15 protein-coding genes are annotated in these 18,383 nt (G+C 38.6%); 7 read left to right on the forward strand and 8 right to left on the reverse strand.

Annotated features, from left to right (window positions below; genetic code table 11):
- Nucleotides 1-19 precede the first annotated feature (19 nt).
- From N6B01_RS05225 to N6B01_RS05250, 6 genes are all read right to left on the reverse strand, one after another.
- Nucleotides 20-1,243: an aq_1923 C-terminal domain gene (locus tag N6B01_RS05225; protein ID WP_262080228.1), complete on the reverse strand. Its 1,224-nt coding sequence runs from the start codon at nt 1,241-1,243 to the stop codon at nt 20-22.
- Between the two features lie 195 nt (nt 1,244-1,438).
- Nucleotides 1,439-2,656, reverse strand: coding sequence for a molybdopterin molybdotransferase MoeA (gene glp / locus N6B01_RS05230; protein ID WP_262080229.1), 1,218 nt, complete (start codon nt 2,654-2,656; stop codon nt 1,439-1,441).
- A gap of 150 nt (nt 2,657-2,806) precedes the next feature.
- Complete coding sequence (moaC, locus tag N6B01_RS05235) at nt 2,807-3,292, reverse strand: cyclic pyranopterin monophosphate synthase MoaC (protein ID WP_262080230.1); 486 nt, start codon at nt 3,290-3,292, stop codon at nt 2,807-2,809.
- Between the two features lie 28 nt (nt 3,293-3,320).
- A complete protein-coding gene (trpC, locus tag N6B01_RS05240) occupies nt 3,321-4,115 on the reverse strand; it encodes an indole-3-glycerol phosphate synthase TrpC (protein WP_262080583.1) in 795 nt (264 codons plus the stop codon).
- Nucleotides 4,115-5,134 carry an anthranilate phosphoribosyltransferase gene (trpD, locus tag N6B01_RS05245; RefSeq protein ID WP_262080231.1) on the reverse strand — a complete coding sequence of 340 codons (1,020 nt, stop codon included), beginning with the start codon at nt 5,132-5,134 and terminating at the stop codon, nt 4,115-4,117. Before trpD ends, trpC begins: the two co-directional genes overlap by 1 nt.
- 13 nt (nt 5,135-5,147) lie before the next feature.
- Nucleotides 5,148-7,025 carry a peptidyl-prolyl cis-trans isomerase gene (locus tag N6B01_RS05250; protein WP_262080233.1) on the reverse strand — a complete coding sequence of 626 codons (1,878 nt, stop codon included), beginning with the start codon at nt 7,023-7,025 and terminating at the stop codon, nt 5,148-5,150.
- 628 nt (nt 7,026-7,653) lie between these two features.
- On the opposite strand from N6B01_RS05250, the gene N6B01_RS05255 reads away from it, so the two are divergent.
- Nucleotides 7,654-9,651, forward strand: coding sequence for a L,D-transpeptidase family protein (locus N6B01_RS05255; protein ID WP_262080235.1), 1,998 nt, complete (start codon nt 7,654-7,656; stop codon nt 9,649-9,651).
- A 19-nt stretch (nt 9,652-9,670) separates the two neighbouring features.
- Here N6B01_RS05255 and N6B01_RS05260 read toward each other — a convergent pair whose 3' ends face one another.
- Both N6B01_RS05260 and N6B01_RS05265 read right to left on the reverse strand, forming a co-directional pair.
- Nucleotides 9,671-10,450 carry a cobalt-precorrin-6A reductase gene (locus N6B01_RS05260; RefSeq protein WP_262080237.1) on the reverse strand — a complete coding sequence of 260 codons (780 nt, stop codon included), beginning with the start codon at nt 10,448-10,450 and terminating at the stop codon, nt 9,671-9,673.
- Nucleotides 10,437-11,540: a cobalt-precorrin-5B (C(1))-methyltransferase gene (locus N6B01_RS05265; RefSeq protein ID WP_410007236.1), complete on the reverse strand. Its 1,104-nt coding sequence runs from the start codon at nt 11,538-11,540 to the stop codon at nt 10,437-10,439. The genes N6B01_RS05260 and N6B01_RS05265 overlap by 14 nt, the downstream gene beginning before the upstream one ends.
- Before the next feature lie 406 nt (nt 11,541-11,946).
- Between N6B01_RS05265 and N6B01_RS05270 the strand changes: the two genes are divergently transcribed.
- The 6 genes from N6B01_RS05270 to N6B01_RS05295 all read left to right on the forward strand — a co-directional run bounded on the left by N6B01_RS05270 (nt 11,947) and on the right by N6B01_RS05295 (nt 18,282).
- Complete coding sequence (locus tag N6B01_RS05270) at nt 11,947-12,630, forward strand: rhomboid family intramembrane serine protease (RefSeq protein ID WP_262080240.1); 684 nt, start codon at nt 11,947-11,949, stop codon at nt 12,628-12,630.
- A gap of 535 nt (nt 12,631-13,165) precedes the next feature.
- Nucleotides 13,166-14,299 carry a porin gene (locus N6B01_RS05275; RefSeq protein WP_262080241.1) on the forward strand — a complete coding sequence of 378 codons (1,134 nt, stop codon included), beginning with the start codon at nt 13,166-13,168 and terminating at the stop codon, nt 14,297-14,299.
- A 202-nt stretch (nt 14,300-14,501) separates the two neighbouring features.
- Nucleotides 14,502-15,083 (forward strand): YdcF family protein, encoded by a 582-nt coding sequence (locus N6B01_RS05280; RefSeq protein WP_262080243.1) that lies wholly within the window; start codon nt 14,502-14,504, stop codon nt 15,081-15,083.
- A 288-nt stretch (nt 15,084-15,371) separates the two neighbouring features.
- Nucleotides 15,372-16,898, forward strand: a complete 1,527-nt coding sequence (locus tag N6B01_RS05285) for a cbb3-type cytochrome c oxidase subunit I (RefSeq protein WP_262080244.1) — start codon at nt 15,372-15,374, stop codon at nt 16,896-16,898.
- Between the two features lie 287 nt (nt 16,899-17,185).
- A complete protein-coding gene (gene cyoE / locus N6B01_RS05290) occupies nt 17,186-18,133 on the forward strand; it encodes a heme o synthase (RefSeq protein WP_410007237.1) in 948 nt (315 codons plus the stop codon).
- Nucleotides 18,133-18,282, forward strand: a complete 150-nt coding sequence (locus N6B01_RS05295; RefSeq protein WP_262080245.1) for a hypothetical protein — start codon at nt 18,133-18,135, stop codon at nt 18,280-18,282. Before cyoE ends, N6B01_RS05295 begins: the two co-directional genes overlap by 1 nt.
- The last annotated feature ends 101 nt before the right edge of the window (nt 18,283-18,383 follow it).

An 18,383-nucleotide genomic window follows, 5' to 3' on the forward strand; every position in this document is an offset into this window, starting at 1 on the left:
AGTTTAAGCATTTGGGTGTTTAATTGGCGTGAATTGATGGTTTCAATTGCTTAATTAGGCTTTCGGGATTGATTTTTCCGGCAAGTGCTAACATCACCAGTGATGTACGCCCCATGGGTTTTAACTCAAATTGCAATGTTTTAGGGTTATTTATAAAAATAATTATTTGATTTTTAGCTTGTTCAAAAAAACTTGTTTTTTTGGCAAACGATAGCCATCCAGGCAGACCATTTGCCCATTCTTCTTTTAATTGAACAGGTGTTTTATTTTCTCGTTTTGCTTGTGCATTGATTATTTTATTGGTTAAACCATAATCTTTAAAAACAAATGATCCGTTATAGAAATTATATCTTTGAACTTGCCCCAGCATACCTAGCGCCATGCGCGACTTATCAATTTTTCCATGATCATTTTCACGCTGTAGGGTTAGTACAGTGAGAAGCGAGTCTATGGTTATGCCATCCATCTTTAATTGTGCATCTAGCTTTCCACCCTTATTGAGGGTTAGATTGAGTTGATCGAGCTGTAATAAGGCATTTTTGCCACCATATGCACCATTCAGGATAAGACTACCATTGGCGCGGCTGTATCCCATATTAATAAGATCTGTTCGCGATGTACCAACTGGAAAATTCTTGACTTCAACATTAATGTTGGCAATTTTAATTTTAAACTTTACTGGATTGTCGCGTATCGAGCGCGTTAGTCTAATTTCACCATTTTGAAGCGATCCGAGCGGGTTATTCTTATCATCGAGCAATTGAACCGATTTAAAGGTTCCTCTGTCATAGCTAAAGCCAATATTTTGGTTATATATCCCTTCATTAGGCGGTAGGGCTGCGCCATTAAGCAATATTGTATCGGCGATTAACGTACTTTTTTCGTATCGATAAAATACTTTATCGATGATTACATTGGAAATTAAAAATCCGCCATGGGGAATAGCTCTTACATTTGTAAATGTTATAGTTTTAAATCTTGTGTCAGGTGTTAAAACATCACCGCTAATAATAACATCTTTTAGGGTTATATTTTGCTTGTCTACTGCTATACTTGCAACGGTTACGATAGTTTTGCGGTCAAAACTTTTTTTAAAACGATCTAAAAAAGCCTCTTTATTGAAAGGCAGGTTTGATGCAGTGGCCGTTGATTGCTTGTCTAAGCTTTGTGCGTAACTTAATGTTATGTTAAGAAAAGTTATTACTAAAAATGCCTGTATTATTACATTAAAAACTTTTTTCATGAAATTAACCCGCATGCATTGGAATTGCAGTTTAGCTTTTTATCTTTCGACAACAATTCAAATGGTATTGCTGCAGACATAAATATAAAGCAAAAGTAATGTTTTTATTAAGCATAGAAGTAAAACTTTGCAAACACACATTATTTAACATCCATATTATAAAATGTGTGTTTAGGGGCAAAGCTTTTGACAATATTAAAGAATAAGTATTTTGACTGTATCGCCGATTTTTAAAGCAGGAGCATCAATTTCATTAACAATAAGACAATTTGATTGTGCCATAATCTTCATAAGCGATGAATCTGCAGATGCCGCTGGCGTCACATGCAAAATACCGTGTTCATCGCTTTTCATTGTAGCACGTATATAGTGACGACGAGGGCCATTTGCTTTAAGTTCTTTAGTTAATTTGGCATTGATTATGTGTTGAGTGGTCTGATTGCCGCGCATTTTGTCCATCATCGGCAATAGAAAAAGTGTTGCTGTGACTAGGGCAGAAACCGGATTGCCTGGTAGCCCTAAAACGAGCATTTCATTTTCGTTATTATTGATACTGCCAAACATTAAAGGCTTGCCTGGGCGAAGCGCAATTTTCCAAAAATCGAGTTCCATTCCAGCTTTTTTCATGACTTCTTGCACAAGGTCATAGTCACCAACCGAAACCCCACCACTTGTAATGAGTATGTCGGCTCTTTGTTGTTTTGCGGCAATAATCGCGGAATGGATTTCAGCGCGATCATCGGCGACGATACCAAGATCAATAACCTCACCACCATTATCCATCACAAGTTGTGCCAAGGCATAGCCATTTGAAGCAATAATTTGACCTTCACCCGGTGTTGTACCAGCTGGTACCAATTCATCGCCAGTGGATAAAATAGCAATGCGAGGTGATCTAATAACGGACAAAGTGTCATAACCACTCGCTGCCGCAAGGCCTATTGCTGACGGTGTTAGTTTGGTGCCGATTGGTAAAATAACATCGCCTTTTGCAAAATCGCCACCCGCAGGACGAATATTGGCGTGAAGTGCTGCATTTTGGGTTAATTCAATAGTTTGATTGTCAAGTTTTGTAATGTTTTCTTGAATGATAACAGTGTTGACTGAATCTGGAACAGGGGCACCGGTAAAAATTCGGATCGCTTCACCAGCATTAATCTCACCATGGAACATGTGCCCTGCTGCGGCTTCACCAACGATTTTAAATTTTGTTCCAGCAGCAATTTCTTTATCAGCCATGACCGCATAGCCATCCATTGCTGATGAATTAAACGGCGGTTGTGTAAGTTTGGCTATAAGTGGTTCACTTAAAAAACGCCCACCCGCAAAGCTGATATCAATGGTTTCACTTTCTAAAAGAGTTGCCTTGTTGGTTAACCTGTCAAGGGCTTCATCAACTGTCATAAGTGCCATTGTCTATCCTATCTCATCATATGATTAAAATAATCAGTTACAACTTTATTGGAGAACACGACTATTTCATCTAAAGGCTATTTAAAAAACAACAATTCAAGCTAACATCTAATTTAATGACCGGAAAGCCTTAGCAAAATAAACAATTAATTAATCTTGCTGACGTAGCCAATTGCCTGATTTGCCGCCAGTTTTCTCACTAAGTTCGATATTAGTGATCGTCATCGACTTATCAATTGCTTTAGCCATGTCATAAATTGTAAGGCAGGCTATTGATACGGCTGTCAATGCTTCCATTTCAACACCAGTTTTGCCTGTTAGAGCAGCGGTTGCTTTAACCCTTATGCCTGGAAGAGATGTGTCTGGTAGTAAATCAACACTTAGCTTTGTTAGCATAAGTGGATGACAAAGAGGAATGAGATCAGATGTCTTTTTAGCCGCCATAATACCGGCAATGCGGGCTGCAGCTAGCACATCACCCTTAGCAATACGGTCTTCAGTAATAGCGATAAGTGTTTCATTCGCCATGACAACACAACCTTCGGCAACGGCCTTTCGTTCTGTTTCATGCTTTTGGCCAACATCAACCATGTGGGCAGCGCCATGCTCGTCAATATGAGTTAGCTTATTTGACATATTAAATTCCTATCGCTTATTTTAAGCTTTAAATGCCAAGTAGTTGACGGGTCGCTAATGCAACATTATCTTGCCGCATAAGGCTTTCACCGATCAGAAAATTTTTGACATCGCTTTTGGTTAATCTCAAACAATCTTCATGGGTAAAGATACCACTTTCACCAATTAGAAGTTTGTCTTCAGGCACCATTGGAGCAAGTCGCTCGGTCACTGCGAGATCAACATAAAAATCACGTAAATTACGATTATTAATCCCTATCATTTCCGATTTGAGTTTTAATGCACGTTCCATTTCCGCTTCATTATGCGTTTCAATAAGAACATCCATCCCCAGTTCAAAAGCTGTGTCTTCTAATGCTTTTGCACAATCATCATCTATCGCAGCAAGAATGATTAAAATGCAATCTGCGCCCAAAGCCCGTGCTTCATATACTTGATAAGTATCAAATAAAAAGTCTTTCCGCAATGTTGGCAAATGGGTTGCATTGCGTGCTTGATTTAAAAATTCTGGCCTACCTTGAAATGATGGAAAATCAGTGAGCACAGACAGACAAGCAGCGCCGCCTTCTTCATAGGCTCGAGCGAGAAGTGTTGGATTGAAATCCTCACGAATAAGCCCTTTTGAAGGACTTGCTTTTTTGATTTCAGCAATTAAACCAAAAAGGCCCGCAGCATTTTTTGCCTTTAATGCATTAATAAAGCCACGGGGGGCTTCAATATCTATAATTTTTGCCTTTAAATTATCAAGTGAAGTACAGGCTTTTGCTTGGGCAATTTCCTCAAGCTTATAGGCTTCAATTTTTTTTAAAATATCACTCATAATCAAGATTCTTGTCGATTAGAAACAGAAATAAGATGTTCAAGTTTGCCAAGCGCTTGCCCCGTATCAATGCTTTCTTTTGCAAGCTCCACGCCATCGGACAAGTTGGCTACCCTGTCGGCGATAATAAAGCTTGCAGCTGCATTTAATAGAACTATATCGCGATAGGCACCTTTTTCTCCTTCTAAAACGCGTTTTAAAGCAGCAGCATTATATTCAGGGTCACCGCCCTTAAGATCGTCTTTGCTAACTCTTTTCAGTCCTACTTCTTCAGGAGTTACGATAAAGCGAGAAAAAGCACCATCTTTTATAGCAACAACTTCTGTTTCACCAGATGTTGTTAATTCATCCATCCCATCACCGTGAACAACCCATAATGATTTGGAACCCGACGCTTGTAACGTGCGGGCAACAGGCTCAAGCCAATAAGGTGAAAATACCCCAATTAATTGGCGTGTCGCGCCAGCTGGATTTGAAAGGGGGCCTAAAATATTAAAAATAGTTCGTGTTCCTAATTCCACACGGGCAGGGCCTACATGGCGCATAGCGGAATGATGTGTTGGTGCAAACATGAAGCCAATGCCAACTTCTGCAATACAAGTAGCAATTTGATCAGCTGTAATATCAATATCAATGCCCAATGCTTTCAAGGCATCTGCTGCACCTGATTTTGACGATAATGCACGATTGCCATGTTTGCCAACTGAAATTCCTGCGCCTGCTACCACGAAAGCTGTTGCTGTTGAAACATTGTAAGAGCCAGATTGATCGCCGCCAGTCCCAACAATATCAATAATATTTTCGGGGGCTTTAACGGGTAACATTTTTGCCCGCATCGCTTTAACTGCGCCGGTGATCTCGTCAATAGTTTCGCCCCGCACCCTCAATGCCATTAAGAATGCGCCAATTTGAGACGGCGTGGCTTGGCCCGACATCATAATTGTAAAAGCCTGCTCCGCTTCATCTTGAGTTAACGGCGCAGCCGTTGCAACTTTATTGATAAAAGGCTTTAGATCGGCCATGTTTCTTGTCCACCTATGGGTTTAGAATACGCTGGATGATTGAATTATTTGCTTGAACCGGATGCTCTTTCTCAATTGCAAAAAGATATTGAGATAGCACATCTTGCTTTAAAGATAAGCTAAGCTGCTGCTTCATGGCTGGATCAAGAGCATCAGGGCTAGTACTTGCCGGTTCAGTAGTGCTTGTAACTTTGAAAACAAGCTTTGTCTGTTCATTTTCGCCAGGAGCTATGCCGGTTGAGTTTGTTGGACCGCTAAAAATAGCAATGAGTGCTTCTTTACTAAGATTTAATCCTGCACCTGTTCGACTTAAAGCCTCAGCTTTCTCGACTTGAATGTTATTTTCATTGGCAATTTGTGCAAGGCTTTTACCTCTAGCAAGCTCGGCATTGAAGCTTTCTGCTTTTTGCAAAACAAGACGGTTCATTTCTTGTTCTTTCCAAGCGGTGATTGCAGACTGCCTTACCTCATCAAGTGTGCGCTCACGGCTATTTATAATTTCGTCTGTTTGATACCATTGGACACCTTCATCGCTGATAAGTGGATCTGAATCAATACCTATAGTTGCATTAAAAATGCCACCAATTAGGTTCTCCTTGTTAGGAAGATTCTCAACGGCTTTCCCTTCAATATCGTTGCCCTCAGCATCAATAATTACGCTTGTTATTGGTAAATTATGCTTTTGGGCAATTTCATTTAAAGAAAGACCTTCAAACTGTTCATCAGCAATGGTTTTTACCAAAGCAGATAAATCTTGACGAGCTTTTTGGTCTGCCAATTGTTGACGGATTTGTTCGGCAACGGCTTCAAGTGGTGCAACCGCGCTAGGTGTAATCTTAATTACGCGAACAATTACAGGTCCTTGTAAATCATTTATGACGGGAGAGATACCACCTTCTTGCAATGGAAAAACCTCTGCTGATACCAATGATGGTAAGTCGGAACGGGTGAGGGGACCTTTTCTAATGGCATCGATGCTTAGATTGAGCGAGCTTACCAATTCATCAAAGCTCATACCACTTTGCAATTTTTGTGCAGCCGCATCGGCTTGCTGACGATTATCGAAACGTAATTCATCAATAATACGTGTTTCTGGAGATAAAAACCTAGAGGATTCCTTTTGATAAAAATCCTTGATCTCGTCCTCTGTGATCGCTGTCGGATTAGCAAAATGTTGCGCTGTTAAAGTAACATATGTTGCTTTCCTATATTCAGGAGCGCGAAAATTTGCTTTTTGAGTTTCATACCAAGCAGCAAGTACATCTTGAATGGGCTCTGGCACCTCACCAATTAGTTTTGGTGTTACTGCAACATAATCTATATTTCGTAGTTCGCGATTATTAAGTACAAGTGCGGAGTAAAAGACATCAGGCATAACAATATTTTGGCTCACCGCTTCAATAATTTGGTTGCGTATGCCAGTTTTTGCCAATTGCTCAAAATAGGTTTTTTGTGAAATACCTGCTTGATTGATAAATTGGGCAAACGCTTCTTTGCTGAATTGACCATTCATACCATGAAAAATTTGCTCTGAACCAAGAACGCGTAATGCTCCATCTTGCCCAATGTTGGTTTTCATTAGCCTTGCTTCTTCATCGATCAACGCGTAGCCTTTAAGAGTTTGCAAAAGCTGGTTGGCAATGCCTAATTGAGCAAACTGATCAGGAGAGATATATTGCCTAGTCGAAAAGAAATATTGTGTAGCCTGATTTTGAGCCATGAATTGGTAGTCTGCAAGAGTTGCTTCAGATTTGCCCGACTGATAAATGGCATCGCTTCCCTGTCCATTAAATGCTTGTGGGATTCCCCATAAGGCAAAACTTAACAATAATAATCCAAGTAATGCTTTTGCCACCAAGGTGTTGGCTGCTGCGCGCATATGATCTAGCATAAGATATTTCCATGTTTTAACTATCAGTCGGAATATTTAGGCATTTGTTTGCCCTAATAAAATGGCAGATGCAAGATGTTGCCTGCATTTTTTTGGTTTTAATTACGATAACGAGTGATAATTGCCCAATATTCTTATTTCTGAAGTGGGTTTTTATCAGCAAGGTGATGTTATTTATAAAATGTACTAAATTTAATTTATTTTGTATATTCAAATTTATAGTAAGTTAAAATGGTTTTTTCTTAGAGTCTTTAATTGAGGTTATAGCTTTAATATCACTAATTTATTTTTAAGTTTATATAGTTTTCAGTCGTCTATTTAACCGGTTTTATCGGGTTAATAAATCAAAAAAATAATAGTATCAAATATTTAATTTTTAATCTTAGTTATAGAAAAAAAGTCATTTTTATATTTATATTTTATTGTAATTATCCGTGGGCAATATTGGTTATTTTATTGACAAGGTGGCCTATTTTCTGGATGATGAATAACCTATTATTAAGGCGCTTCTGGCATGCTAATCATATAGCGCGGCTCAATGTGCATCGTATTTTGCTTTGGTTTAATGAGTTTTCTTGAGTTTTAAGTTTTCTTGGGTTTTAAGTTTTCTTGGGTTTAATGAATTGTTATGGCTAAAAAATCATCTTATAAATCGGTTTGCCTTTTGGTTGGTGTTGCATTTTTAGCATCCCTTTCTACAAAATCAGCAAATAGTGCTAATATCTTTGATTATTTTGGTCAAAAAAAGCAAGAGCGTTTACAGCGTGAGCAGGCCTTGCGGCAACAGCAATTTATGCAGCAGCAAGTTCAGCCAAGGCAAGTTACGCCGGTTGATCCTACACCTCAGCCAATTAAGCGTGTTGTGGTAGAACCTCCCAAAATATTTGATTATCGTCCTGATAAATTGATTGATTTAGATTTTTCAAAAGTTAAGTTCCAGTCATCTAGCCGTGCTGACGATATTGATCGATTGCTTGATACCCAACTTGTGGACGAGGAATTTAATACCATTAATGGTGGTACAGTTAGCAATGATAGTAGTGAGGTGGGGCAATCTGAAATTGGTGCGCTTAGTGTTGAAGAAGCAAAATTTGCAGAACTTGCCCGTACATTGCCCTTAATTAAAGTTGAAAAGCAAGTTGGTGAAGCCTTAACAAAATATTATGCGGCTCACCCCCAATTGATATGGTCAGCCAATAATGTTCTCAGTGAGAAAGGCAAGGCCGTTCAAGAGTTTTTAAAAAAATCCGCTGAAGATGGTCTGAATCCGGATGAATATCTGGTTGATTTTCCTGAAATTTCTGGAAATGTTGAAGATGCTCAAGCTGTTATGGTTTTTGATATAAAATTAACCGCTCGCATTTTGCGTTATAGTTTGGATGCAGGAGCAGGACGTGTAACCGCAGATCGTTTATCTGCATTTCATGATTTGCCGCGACGCAAAATTGACCTTGATACAATTTTGCAAGAATTGGTAAAAAATACTCATCCTGAGCAAGTCCTTGCGAGTTTCGAACCACGCTCGCTTTGGTATAAAAGTCTTAAAGCCGAACTTGCGGTTTTAAATACACAACAAAGTGCCCCTCGGATAGAAATAGCCGATAATACGGTGATAAAGCCAGGTAAGGCCAATGATGAATTGGTTAAAGTTATTAGGTTGATTCTTGATAAGGCGCCACCATCTTATTTGGAAAGCCATAGGCAAGTGCTTGAGGAAAACCTGCAAAATACGATTTATAGTGAGGAATTGGTTATTGCCGTAAAAGATTTGCAAAAGGTTTTGGGTAAGGCAAGTGATGGCGTTATAGGACCGGCAACTATTCGGGCTTTGCAAGGTGACAATATCGTTGATAAAAAGCAAAAAATTATCGCCTCGCTCGAAAGATTGCGGTGGTTGCCGCATGAGTTTTCGGATCGTTATGTGTTTATTAATCAACCAGCCTATCAAGCACAATATTTTGAAAATGGCAAAGAGGTTATTGCCATGAAGGTTGTTGTTGGTTCGCAACGTCACCAAACATATTTTTTCTATGACAATATAAGTCTTGTTACATTTAATCCGACTTGGGGCGTGCCGCGTTCTATTGTCATGAATGAAATGATGCCACGCATATTAAAAGATCCAGCCTATCTTTCTCGTAATGGCTACGAAGTGTTTAATGCATCGGGTAAAAAAGTAGATGCTTCTTCGGTTAATTGGGCGAATGTCGCGACTAAAGGCTATGGTGTCAATATTCGCCAAAAGCCGGGAACAAGTAATGCATTGGGTGAACTTAAAATTTTGTTTCCTAATAAACATGATATCTATCTTCATGATACGCCATCAAAAGCTGCTTTTCAACGTGACATGCGTGCAATTAGCCATGGTTGCGTGCGGTTAGCTGATCCTCGTGCTATGGCCGCTGCAGTCATGGGACTAGAAAAAGATGGTTTGAAGCGTTATTTTGGCAAGGATGAAAAAACGGTAAAGTTAGATGTAACTGTTCCTGTTTATCTAACCTATTTTACTGCTTGGCCAGATGCGGATAATCATATTATCCATTATTATGATGATGTTTATAACCGTGATAGTGCGCAGCAAACTGCAAGCAAAAAAATTGAAAAAATGCGGCTTGAAAATATGTAGATGTGATGTCAATGCACGGTTAAATATGTTTTAAATATTCAAGCACTGCATCGATAGAGTGGACGGTGATCGTAGTTGGTAGCGATGTACGCTCAATCATGATGATTGGTATTGATAATTCTCTTGCGGCTTTTACTTTGCCGTAAGATGAATTGCCGCCTGAATTACGGCATATAATCAAGTCAATTTTTTTATCGATCAATAGTTTTTTTTCGCTAGCGCTATCGGTTGGATAGCCTATAATAAATTCAAGATTGGTAAGCTCATCAATATTATCTGGATAGTCGATCATCCGCGCCCAAAATTTTGAATCTTTAAAATTAGCAAATGGTGCAATGTGCTGGCGACCAATAGCTAGTAATATGTTTTTACCTTTGGGGATTACGGTCAATGCCTCGCTAATATTGGGGACGCTATGCCAAGTATCGCCGTCTTGTTTTTTCCAAAGTGGTCGCTCTAGTCTTAAAAGAGGTATTTTGGTTATTCTTGATGCTTCATAGGCATGATCAGTCATTTGACGGGCAAATGGGTGCGTGGCATCAATTATAAGGTTAGTTTTTTCCTTCAAAAGATAGGTGATCAAGCCTTCGACGCCTCCAAAGCCACCAATGCGCCAATTGCCTTTTGGAATGCGTGGTGAATTAGTACGTCCGGCAAGAGATGTTGTAATATTGATTGGTTGGCTTTCCAATATCTCCGCAAGTTGATATGCCTCGGTTGTTCCTCCTAATATAAGAACCGATAGAGGCTTCGATACTGGCTTTTCCAACATGTTGGAATCAAAATTATGATCTTGCAATGATTGCGCCCTTTCGATCGGTTATGATTACTTCCACCTCGACAGGTGCGCCATTTAGCACTTTAAGTGCAGTACTCTTAGCTAGCTTGGCGATTGAGGGTGCTGGATTTATGCTTTTTTCTAGTGCAATATCAAGTATTTCTTTTGCGGTGTTGGCATTTATTATAGTTGCTTCAAAAGATTTGTCTAAGCCCAAGTCACGAACAATTTGCCATAAAAATTGCCGATTGATCTGTGATCGTGAAGAGTGGAGATCTGTTTCACCTTGTGCAAGTTTGGTCATTTTTGCAAAACCGCCAGCAATTGTAAGTTTTGGGATTGGATGATTGCGCAAATATTTCAATACTGCGCCAGCAAAGTCCCCCATGTCAAGCAAAGCATAATCGGGTAAATTATAAAGCGCTTGTGCTGCATCTTCTGAGGTTGATCCTGTTGCTGCTAATACGTGTTGTGCATTTTGCGCCCGTGAAACGTCAATGCCGCGATGAATAGAATGGATCCATGCTGAACAAGAAAACGGATGAACGACACCGGTAGTACCAAGAATAGAAATACCGCCAACAATACCAAGTCGGCCATTCCATGTATTTTTGGCAATTTCCTCACCATTGGGCACGGAAATGGTAATAACAACATCAGCAGGCAGTCCATAAGAACCGCAGATTTCTTCAACAATATCACGCATCATTTGTCGAGGTACTGGATTAATTGCGGCTTCTCCTGGCTCTATTGGTAGACCTTTGCGTGTTACTGTGCCGACCCCATCACCCGCTACAAACATTATACCCGTTCCTTCCGGAGCGGGAAAAACAGTTGAAATAATCATTGCGCCATGAGTAACATCGGGATCATCGCCCGCATCTTTTATTATACCAGCACTTGCATAATCTTCGCCAAGACTTTCCATTGCTAATTGAAAATATGGAACTTCTCCTTTAGGTAGGATAATACCAACCGGATCTGGAAATTCACCAGTTATGAGAGCTATTAATGCAGCCTTTGTAGCCGCTGTAGCACAGGCTCCGGTTGTCCAACCTGATCTAAGTGAACTTTTGCTTGAAGGGAGATCATCATTCTCATTCATTGTCATAGCTGTCTTTATTTTTGTTGCAGTTTATGGCAAAACGAGTTTGATGTTTACATGCTCGTTAGCTCTATCATTGTTGTATATTGCTATAATATTTTTTTAAGATTTCAAAAAGACTATTTAATGATAATTAAATTTCTAATCGTTAATTTTGCATTTTTTGTGGTTGAAAGCCAAAATTTAAGAATTTTTTTAAATGGTTTTTCTTAGAAATAAAAGATATTGAGATTAGAATGTTTAGATCTCAGCTTGCCAATTTATATTTTATCTAAAAGTGAGCTTTAAAGTCGGAAAACTAAGAAAAACAACAAATGAGGCATTGAATTAGTTTTAACCTTGTTGAATATAAATTGATCGATTGTTACTATCAACAATATAATAATATAATCTAACGATTAGAAAGAATAAGATGCAGCCGAATAATATCCACCCATTTCGTAATCGAGAGCCAAGGTTGAATATACCAACCGTAGTGGTTGTATTTGTTGTCATTAATATCGCAGTATTTATCTGGCAGGATTATATTTTGGATTGGAATGAGCAAAATTATTTCATTGTTCGTTTCGCATTTATTCCATTGGTCTTTGGTAGTGAACAGACATTAGAGGTTTTATTAACTCCGGTTACTTCTTCTTTTCTACATGCAAGCTGGAGCCATCTTGGCATGAATATGTTATTTATGGTGGTTTTTGGCTCGCCGCTTGCACGGCGCATGGGGGTAGGCGGATTTATAGTGTTTTGGATATTTACATCCGCGGCAGGTGCGCTTTTTTACTACGTATTAAATACGGATAGCCCAATTCCAGTTGTGGGAGCATCGGGTGTGGTATCAGCTATGCTTGGTGCTATTGCGCGATTTGGTTACGGTCGTTCTTTTTTCCATCCATCACTTTATGGGGATGTACTGCCGATACGTATTGCTATCCGTTCACGCGATATTGTCACAATTATGGGGTTTTGGTTAGCAAGCAATTTACTTTATGGTGTCACTGCAAGTTGGGGTGGTGGTGCTATTGCTTGGCAGGCTCACATTGGTGGACTTCTTGCCGGTTTTTTAGCTATCGGTCTTTTTATTCCACCAAGGAAAAAATAGTCAAAAGTAAATAATGTTCGAAATAATTGAAGTCTATTGAGGCATTTTGATTGCTACCAATAGTGCCTTAAAAAGTTGTTGGCTTTAACTCAATCTATCTAGTTTAACGATTCACCTTTGCATGTCTGAGGTTGTGAATTTGAATAAAATCGCACGAAAGCAGCTTTTTAATATGTTGTTGTTAAGTTGGTCGGTGATGTTGGCGGTGTTGCAAAAATGCAATTATTAAAAATAGAGTATTTCTAAATGCTGTTATATCATGAATTTCTATACATGCGTATATTTACACAACTTCACTAGACAGTTATATGAATAAAATATGACAAGCATACTCCGTATTAATTTTTATCAAGATTAGCATTTCTGTAATGTGAAAAATTGATGCAAATACTAGATCATTGGGTTAATTTTAAGAGTGGGGCTTGATTAACATTGTGGTATTAAATTTGTATTTAATACAGTGTTGCTAGGCAATCAGAGTATTAGTTTGTAGTCTGTGTACATAATAATCGGTTTTTAAAAGTAGGGATCAACCATGAAAACTTCAAAGTTCTTTTTAGCGCTTTTAGCTGCTGGGGCAAGCTTGGGATTTACACAATATAATGCGTCTGCAGCGGATGCGGTAACTTTAGAAGCAGAGCCAGTTGAGTATGTGCGAGTTTGTGATACTTATGGACAGGGTTATTTCTATATCCCCGGTACTGAAACCTGCATGAGCATTGGTGGTATGGTATTTGGTACTGTCTATGGTGGCGCAGATGTATATACTCGTACTTTGAATGACCGTGATCCTAAAAAGTGGCGTTATTCAACTCGTGCAGAACTTGATTTTTCTACAGCTACTGATACTGAGTTAGGTACTTTGCGCACCTTTATCCGTTTGCGTGGTGAGTGGGCCGATGGCGAGCAGGTTGAAGCTGGTAGTTTACGCTTTGGCTACATTGATCTTGGTGGTTTGCGTGTAGGTCTTGATGAATCTGCAATTAATACTTTCTTTGGTTATTATGGCGATTTCATCAACGATGATGTGGTGCTTGGCGGTGGATACAGAACTAATCTTATCAGCTATACCTATGCAGCTGATAATGGTTTCTCAGCTTTAATTTCTCTTGAGCAGGGAAATACTGAGGATAATGACTATAATGGTCAAATTACTGATTATACACCTCATGTTGTTCTTGCAGCTAAATATGAGCAGGCTTGGGGCTCATTAACTGGTGCCGCTGCTTATGATTCTGTTAATGAAACTTGGATTGGTAAGGCCAAAGTTAGCGTCAATATTACTGATAAATTTAACATTTGGGGTATGGCCGCTTATAAGGATTTAAAAGATACTTATTTTGGTGATATTGATGATGAAAATTCAATCATCACCGATCGTAATATTCGCGGTGTTCGCGCCGTTAATAGCTTCTATGCTACTTGGGGCGGTAAATGGGTTGGCTGGGTAGGTGCATCCTACGGGTTTACTGAAAAGGCAACAGTAAATCTTCAGCTTGCTTATGAGGGAGCTGGTAATTTTTACGGTGCTGCTAACGTTAATTATGAACTCGTATCAGGTTTAACGCTTATTCCTGAAGTTAATTATCGCAAATGGAATGATAGCAAGTCAGAGTTGAAGGGTAAGGATGCGTTTGGCGGTGCCTTACGTTTGCAGCGTGATTTTTAATCCGTTTATTCTTTAAATGTATTAAAGGCCCAGCTTTGCTGGGCCTTTTTTTTGATCATTTAATCTGTCTACTCAAAGCTAGCTGAATGTTATATTTTAAACATTATAAAACCTTAAAAATGTTAGTTTTTGATTTTATAAAGGCCATATTTGTTTGAGTTTATATTGTATTCTATTTGAGTGCTTCAAGGTGTCGAGTTTTATGAAAAAAATAATCGTATTTCTATCCATTCTTCTCATAGTCCCGTTAATTGCGTCATTGGTAATAGTCATAATAGGTTTGCGTGATCACAAAGGAAAGGCTGATATAGGCGTAGTCCTTGGTACTGCAATTTTTGCTGATGGCACCTTGTCTTCTTATCTAAAAGGTCGCCTTGATGAGACTGTAAAGCTGTATCAACAAGAATATTTTCCGTTAATTGTTGTCAGCGGTGGTGAAAATGAGTTTGGATTGTCTGAGACAAAAATTATGAAAGACTATCTTATTGAACAAGGTATTCCAACCAATGCCATTATCGAAGACGCTGAAGGTATTAATACTGCAGCCACAGCAAAAAATATGGTGGAGATAATGCAAAAGAGTTCAGCCCAAAGTGCATTTATTATTACCCAATTTTTTCATGTTCCTCGTACTCGTTTGGCTTTTGCCTGCAATGGTATTTCCCCCGTTTATTATGCGCCAAGTCCGCAATGGAATATGAGGGATCTCTATTCTGTTTTGCGTGAAGTGCCTGCGAATGTCACTTATTGGTGGAATTGTTCAAAACATTCCAACAAAGGTTAACTGGGTTCTATTGTCCTGCTAGGTCGCAAGCATTACTTGTTTTTTATCATTTCTATATCTAATAGATCGGATATTTCTAAGGCCACTGTGTAATTATGCCACATCGGAAAATCTTGTGTCTTATTCTAAATATGGTAAAAGGACAAAACTTTATAAGTTTTCCAAATTACATTCTAAATTGTGCCGCAATTGGTTGAAAATTCATGCGGTCATGATCTTAGATAATAATGGTTAGCTTGATGATGAAATATGCAGCTTAAATGCTGGTAATGCGAGAAATAGAGTCTTATGAAAACCATTTTTTCTTGTAATCATAAACAGATCGGTACCAATTATCTGGTTTTTGCCATTATTGCTGGTATTATCGGTGTTTTGCTCTCGGTTGTTATGCGATTGGAGCTCAATGAGCCAGGGATTCAGTATTTTCATGGTCTAGCTAGCTTATTATATGGTTATGAGGGAATCTCAGCTGTTGAGAAAGGGCGTGAAATGTTTACGCTTTTTTCATCTGCTCATGCCCTTATCATGATTTTTTTCATGGTTGTACCAGCTTTATTTGGTGGTTTTGCTAATTGGCTGCTGCCAATGATGATTGGTTGCGAAAATATGCTATTTCCGCGCTTGAACCGCTTTGCTTTCTTATTATTATTTCCTGCAATGGCTTTGTTGGTTGGTAGCTTATTGTGGGTTTCTTCTGCGCAGACTGCATGTCTATTAATGATAGCAATGATTCATCTTGCTGCGCTTTCCGCAATATTGACTGCTGCTAATTTTATCGCAACTATATTGGTGGCGCGCGCCCCTGGTATGGGGTTTAAATATTTACCAATTTTTGTCTGGTCAGTTTTGGTTTCATCTTTTTTAATGATTATTTGCATGCCGACTATGACTGCTGCATTAAGTTCTTTACTTTATCATTTTGGTTTTGATAATTTTAGCATGCATGCGGTTGATGGTAAAAATCTACAGGTTATGTTGTGGTTCTATTCGCATCCAGAAATTTTTGTACTGATTTTACCTGCCTTCGGCATTATTAGTGAGGTTGTTGCTACTTTTGCAAATCGCCCACTTGTTGGACGTTCTTATGTTGTTTCAGCTATGGTCTTTATTGGTGCTGCCGGTTTCCTAATTTGGGCGCAAAATCTTTTTTCTGCAGCCAATCTTGGTGATATGAAGGGTTATTTTTCTGTAGCTTTACCAATTATAGCTATTCCTGCTTTTGTAATAATCGGTTCTTGGCTTGCAACAATTGCAAGTGGGCACATTCAATATAAAACGCCTATGCTTTGGGCTTTGGGTTTTATTTTAATGTTTGTTATTGGTAGTTTTTCGGCCATTCACTTGGCATTAAACAGCCCCGTGAGTAACGGCAATCCTGCATTCGTCAGCCATTTCCATTATATTTTGTCACTTGGTGCAGTCTTTGCAATTTTCGCAGCATGGTATTTTTGGTTTCCCAAAATTTCGGGTTATGAGTTACGCGAACTTACCGGTAAACTACATTTTTCAATTATGTTTATTGCGGTTAATATGATTTTTCTTCCGCAACATTTTCAAGGTTTTGAATATGTTAATGGTAGTGCTGCTTTTTGGATTGAGAATAATATTGGTTGGAATAAGATTATAACGTTAGGTGCAATGATAGGCGCTATTTCACTTGTTGTTTTTTTATATGGCATTTGTGAAGCGTTTTGGCGTAAAAAAGCCGTAGCAAGCAATCCTTGGGGTGAGGGGGCAACGACACTAGAATGGTCCTTGCCTTCGCCTGCTCCAATTGTTCAATGGCAAGCTATCCCTGTTTTTGATAGAAAATAAGCTGCAAGTTTTTAAGGGTGGCCTTTAATTTACGTGAAGGTCATCCCATTATGTATTTAACTATATAATTTATAGTTTTTGATAAATAAGCTACAATTGGTCGTTAAATTGCCTGCAAAAGATGTTTAATGGTTTTTCCTGTCTAAATTACTATAAAATATTTTGTAATTCTGATTTATGATTAATGTGATGCAAATTGTCGATAATTATGAGATGATATGGTATCAATTTTTAATCTACTGCTGCAAAGTTTAACTAATTTGAGCAAATGCTCGATGGGTACGTTAATGTCAATACCTAATCAAATCAATCAAACACCTGAAATGGCTTATATTTCCATTGCGGAAAGCCGCGATTATATCACGTTGTTAAAACTTCGCGTTATGTCCTTGGTAGTTTTTACTGCCTTTGTAGGCCTTGTGGTTGCACCTGGAACAATTAACCCTATTTTGGGGTTTCTTGCTATTTTATGCATTGCTGTCGGTGGTGGTGCGTCAGGTGCATTAAATATGTGGTACGATTCTGATATTGATGCTGTGATGAAACGTACTCAATCTCGACCTATTCCATCGGGTAAAATAAGCCGCAACCAAGTATTAATATTTGGTTTGGTTTTGGCTGCTTTTTCTGTTGGCGTGATGGGTGTTTTTATTAATTGGTTTTCAGCGCTATTTTTGGCCTTTACAATTTTTTTCTATGCGGTCATTTATACAATTTGGCTAAAGCGTTCAACTCCGCAAAATATCGTTATAGGTGGAGCATCTGGTGCTTTTCCCCCAATGATTGGTTGGGCTGCGGTTACAGGTACAATTAGTCTTGATAGCATTGTTTTATTTTTAATTATTTTTATGTGGACGCCACCGCATTTTTGGGCTCTTTCCTTGTTTAGTACAACAGATTATGAAGCTGCGCATATTCCGATGATGCCAAATGTTAAGGGCGAGCGTTCGACAAAAAACCAAATTTTGGTATATGCAATTTTAATGGCATTAATCGGCGTTTTGCCTTATGTCTTAGGCTTTGCGGGAATTGTATTTGGCAGTATTTCTGCTGTTTTGGGTGTTATTTTTATTATTCGTGCCGTTCAGTTATGGAAGACGAGTACACGAGATGAAACTATCCCTGCTGCAAAACGACTATTTTTCTTTTCACTATTTTATTTAACCGGTGTTTTTGCTGTTCTTTTGCTTGAAAATCTTGCCATTAAAGCACTTGCAATTTGGGGATATAACTAATGGTTAAGTCATCTGATAAACAAGCTTACTTAACCCTTACAAAAGAACAAAAAGCTGCAAGAAAAAGCCGTGCTTTAGGTATCATGGTGGGGGTTTTGCTATTAGCTTTATTAATTTACATTGCAACTTATGCAAAATTTGGAGCATAAATTTAGGCTTTCTTTTTAAGCGTTAATTAAACGCTTAGTCAAAAAATATTTTCGCTATAATTTTCTGGCTAGATTATATAAGGGTTAGCGGCTATATATGA

The sequence above is a fragment of the Bartonella sp. HY406 genome (genome assembly GCF_025449315.1).
In the GTDB taxonomy this organism is placed as follows: Bacteria; Pseudomonadota; Alphaproteobacteria; order Rhizobiales; family Rhizobiaceae; genus HY038.

What these genes read in the sequence shown, in the direction of transcription:
- N6B01_RS05225 (WP_262080228.1), bottom strand. Translation starts at nt 1,243, where the DNA reads ATGAAAAAAGTTTTTAATGTAATAATACAGGCATTTTTAGTAATAACT.
- glp (WP_262080229.1), bottom strand. Translation starts at nt 2,656, where the DNA reads ATGGCACTTATGACAGTTGATGAAGCCCTTGACAGGTTAACCAACAAG.
- moaC (WP_262080230.1), bottom strand. Translation starts at nt 3,292, where the DNA reads ATGTCAAATAAGCTAACTCATATTGACGAGCATGGCGCTGCCCACATG.
- trpD (WP_262080231.1), bottom strand. Translation starts at nt 5,134, where the DNA reads ATGGCCGATCTAAAGCCTTTTATCAATAAAGTTGCAACGGCTGCGCCG.
- N6B01_RS05250 (WP_262080233.1), bottom strand. Translation starts at nt 7,025, where the DNA reads ATGCTAGATCATATGCGCGCAGCAGCCAACACCTTGGTGGCAAAAGCA.
- N6B01_RS05255 (WP_262080235.1), top strand. Translation starts at nt 7,654, where the DNA reads ATGGCTAAAAAATCATCTTATAAATCGGTTTGCCTTTTGGTTGGTGTT.
- N6B01_RS05265 (WP_410007236.1), bottom strand. Translation starts at nt 11,540, where the DNA reads ATGACAATGAATGAGAATGATGATCTCCCTTCAAGCAAAAGTTCACTT.
- N6B01_RS05270 (WP_262080240.1), top strand. Translation starts at nt 11,947, where the DNA reads ATGCAGCCGAATAATATCCACCCATTTCGTAATCGAGAGCCAAGGTTG.
- N6B01_RS05275 (WP_262080241.1), top strand. Translation starts at nt 13,166, where the DNA reads ATGAAAACTTCAAAGTTCTTTTTAGCGCTTTTAGCTGCTGGGGCAAGC.
- N6B01_RS05280 (WP_262080243.1), top strand. Translation starts at nt 14,502, where the DNA reads ATGAAAAAAATAATCGTATTTCTATCCATTCTTCTCATAGTCCCGTTA.
- N6B01_RS05285 (WP_262080244.1), top strand. Translation starts at nt 15,372, where the DNA reads ATGAAAACCATTTTTTCTTGTAATCATAAACAGATCGGTACCAATTAT.
- cyoE (WP_410007237.1), top strand. Translation starts at nt 17,186, where the DNA reads ATGTCAATACCTAATCAAATCAATCAAACACCTGAAATGGCTTATATT.
- N6B01_RS05295 (WP_262080245.1), top strand. Translation starts at nt 18,133, where the DNA reads ATGGTTAAGTCATCTGATAAACAAGCTTACTTAACCCTTACAAAAGAA.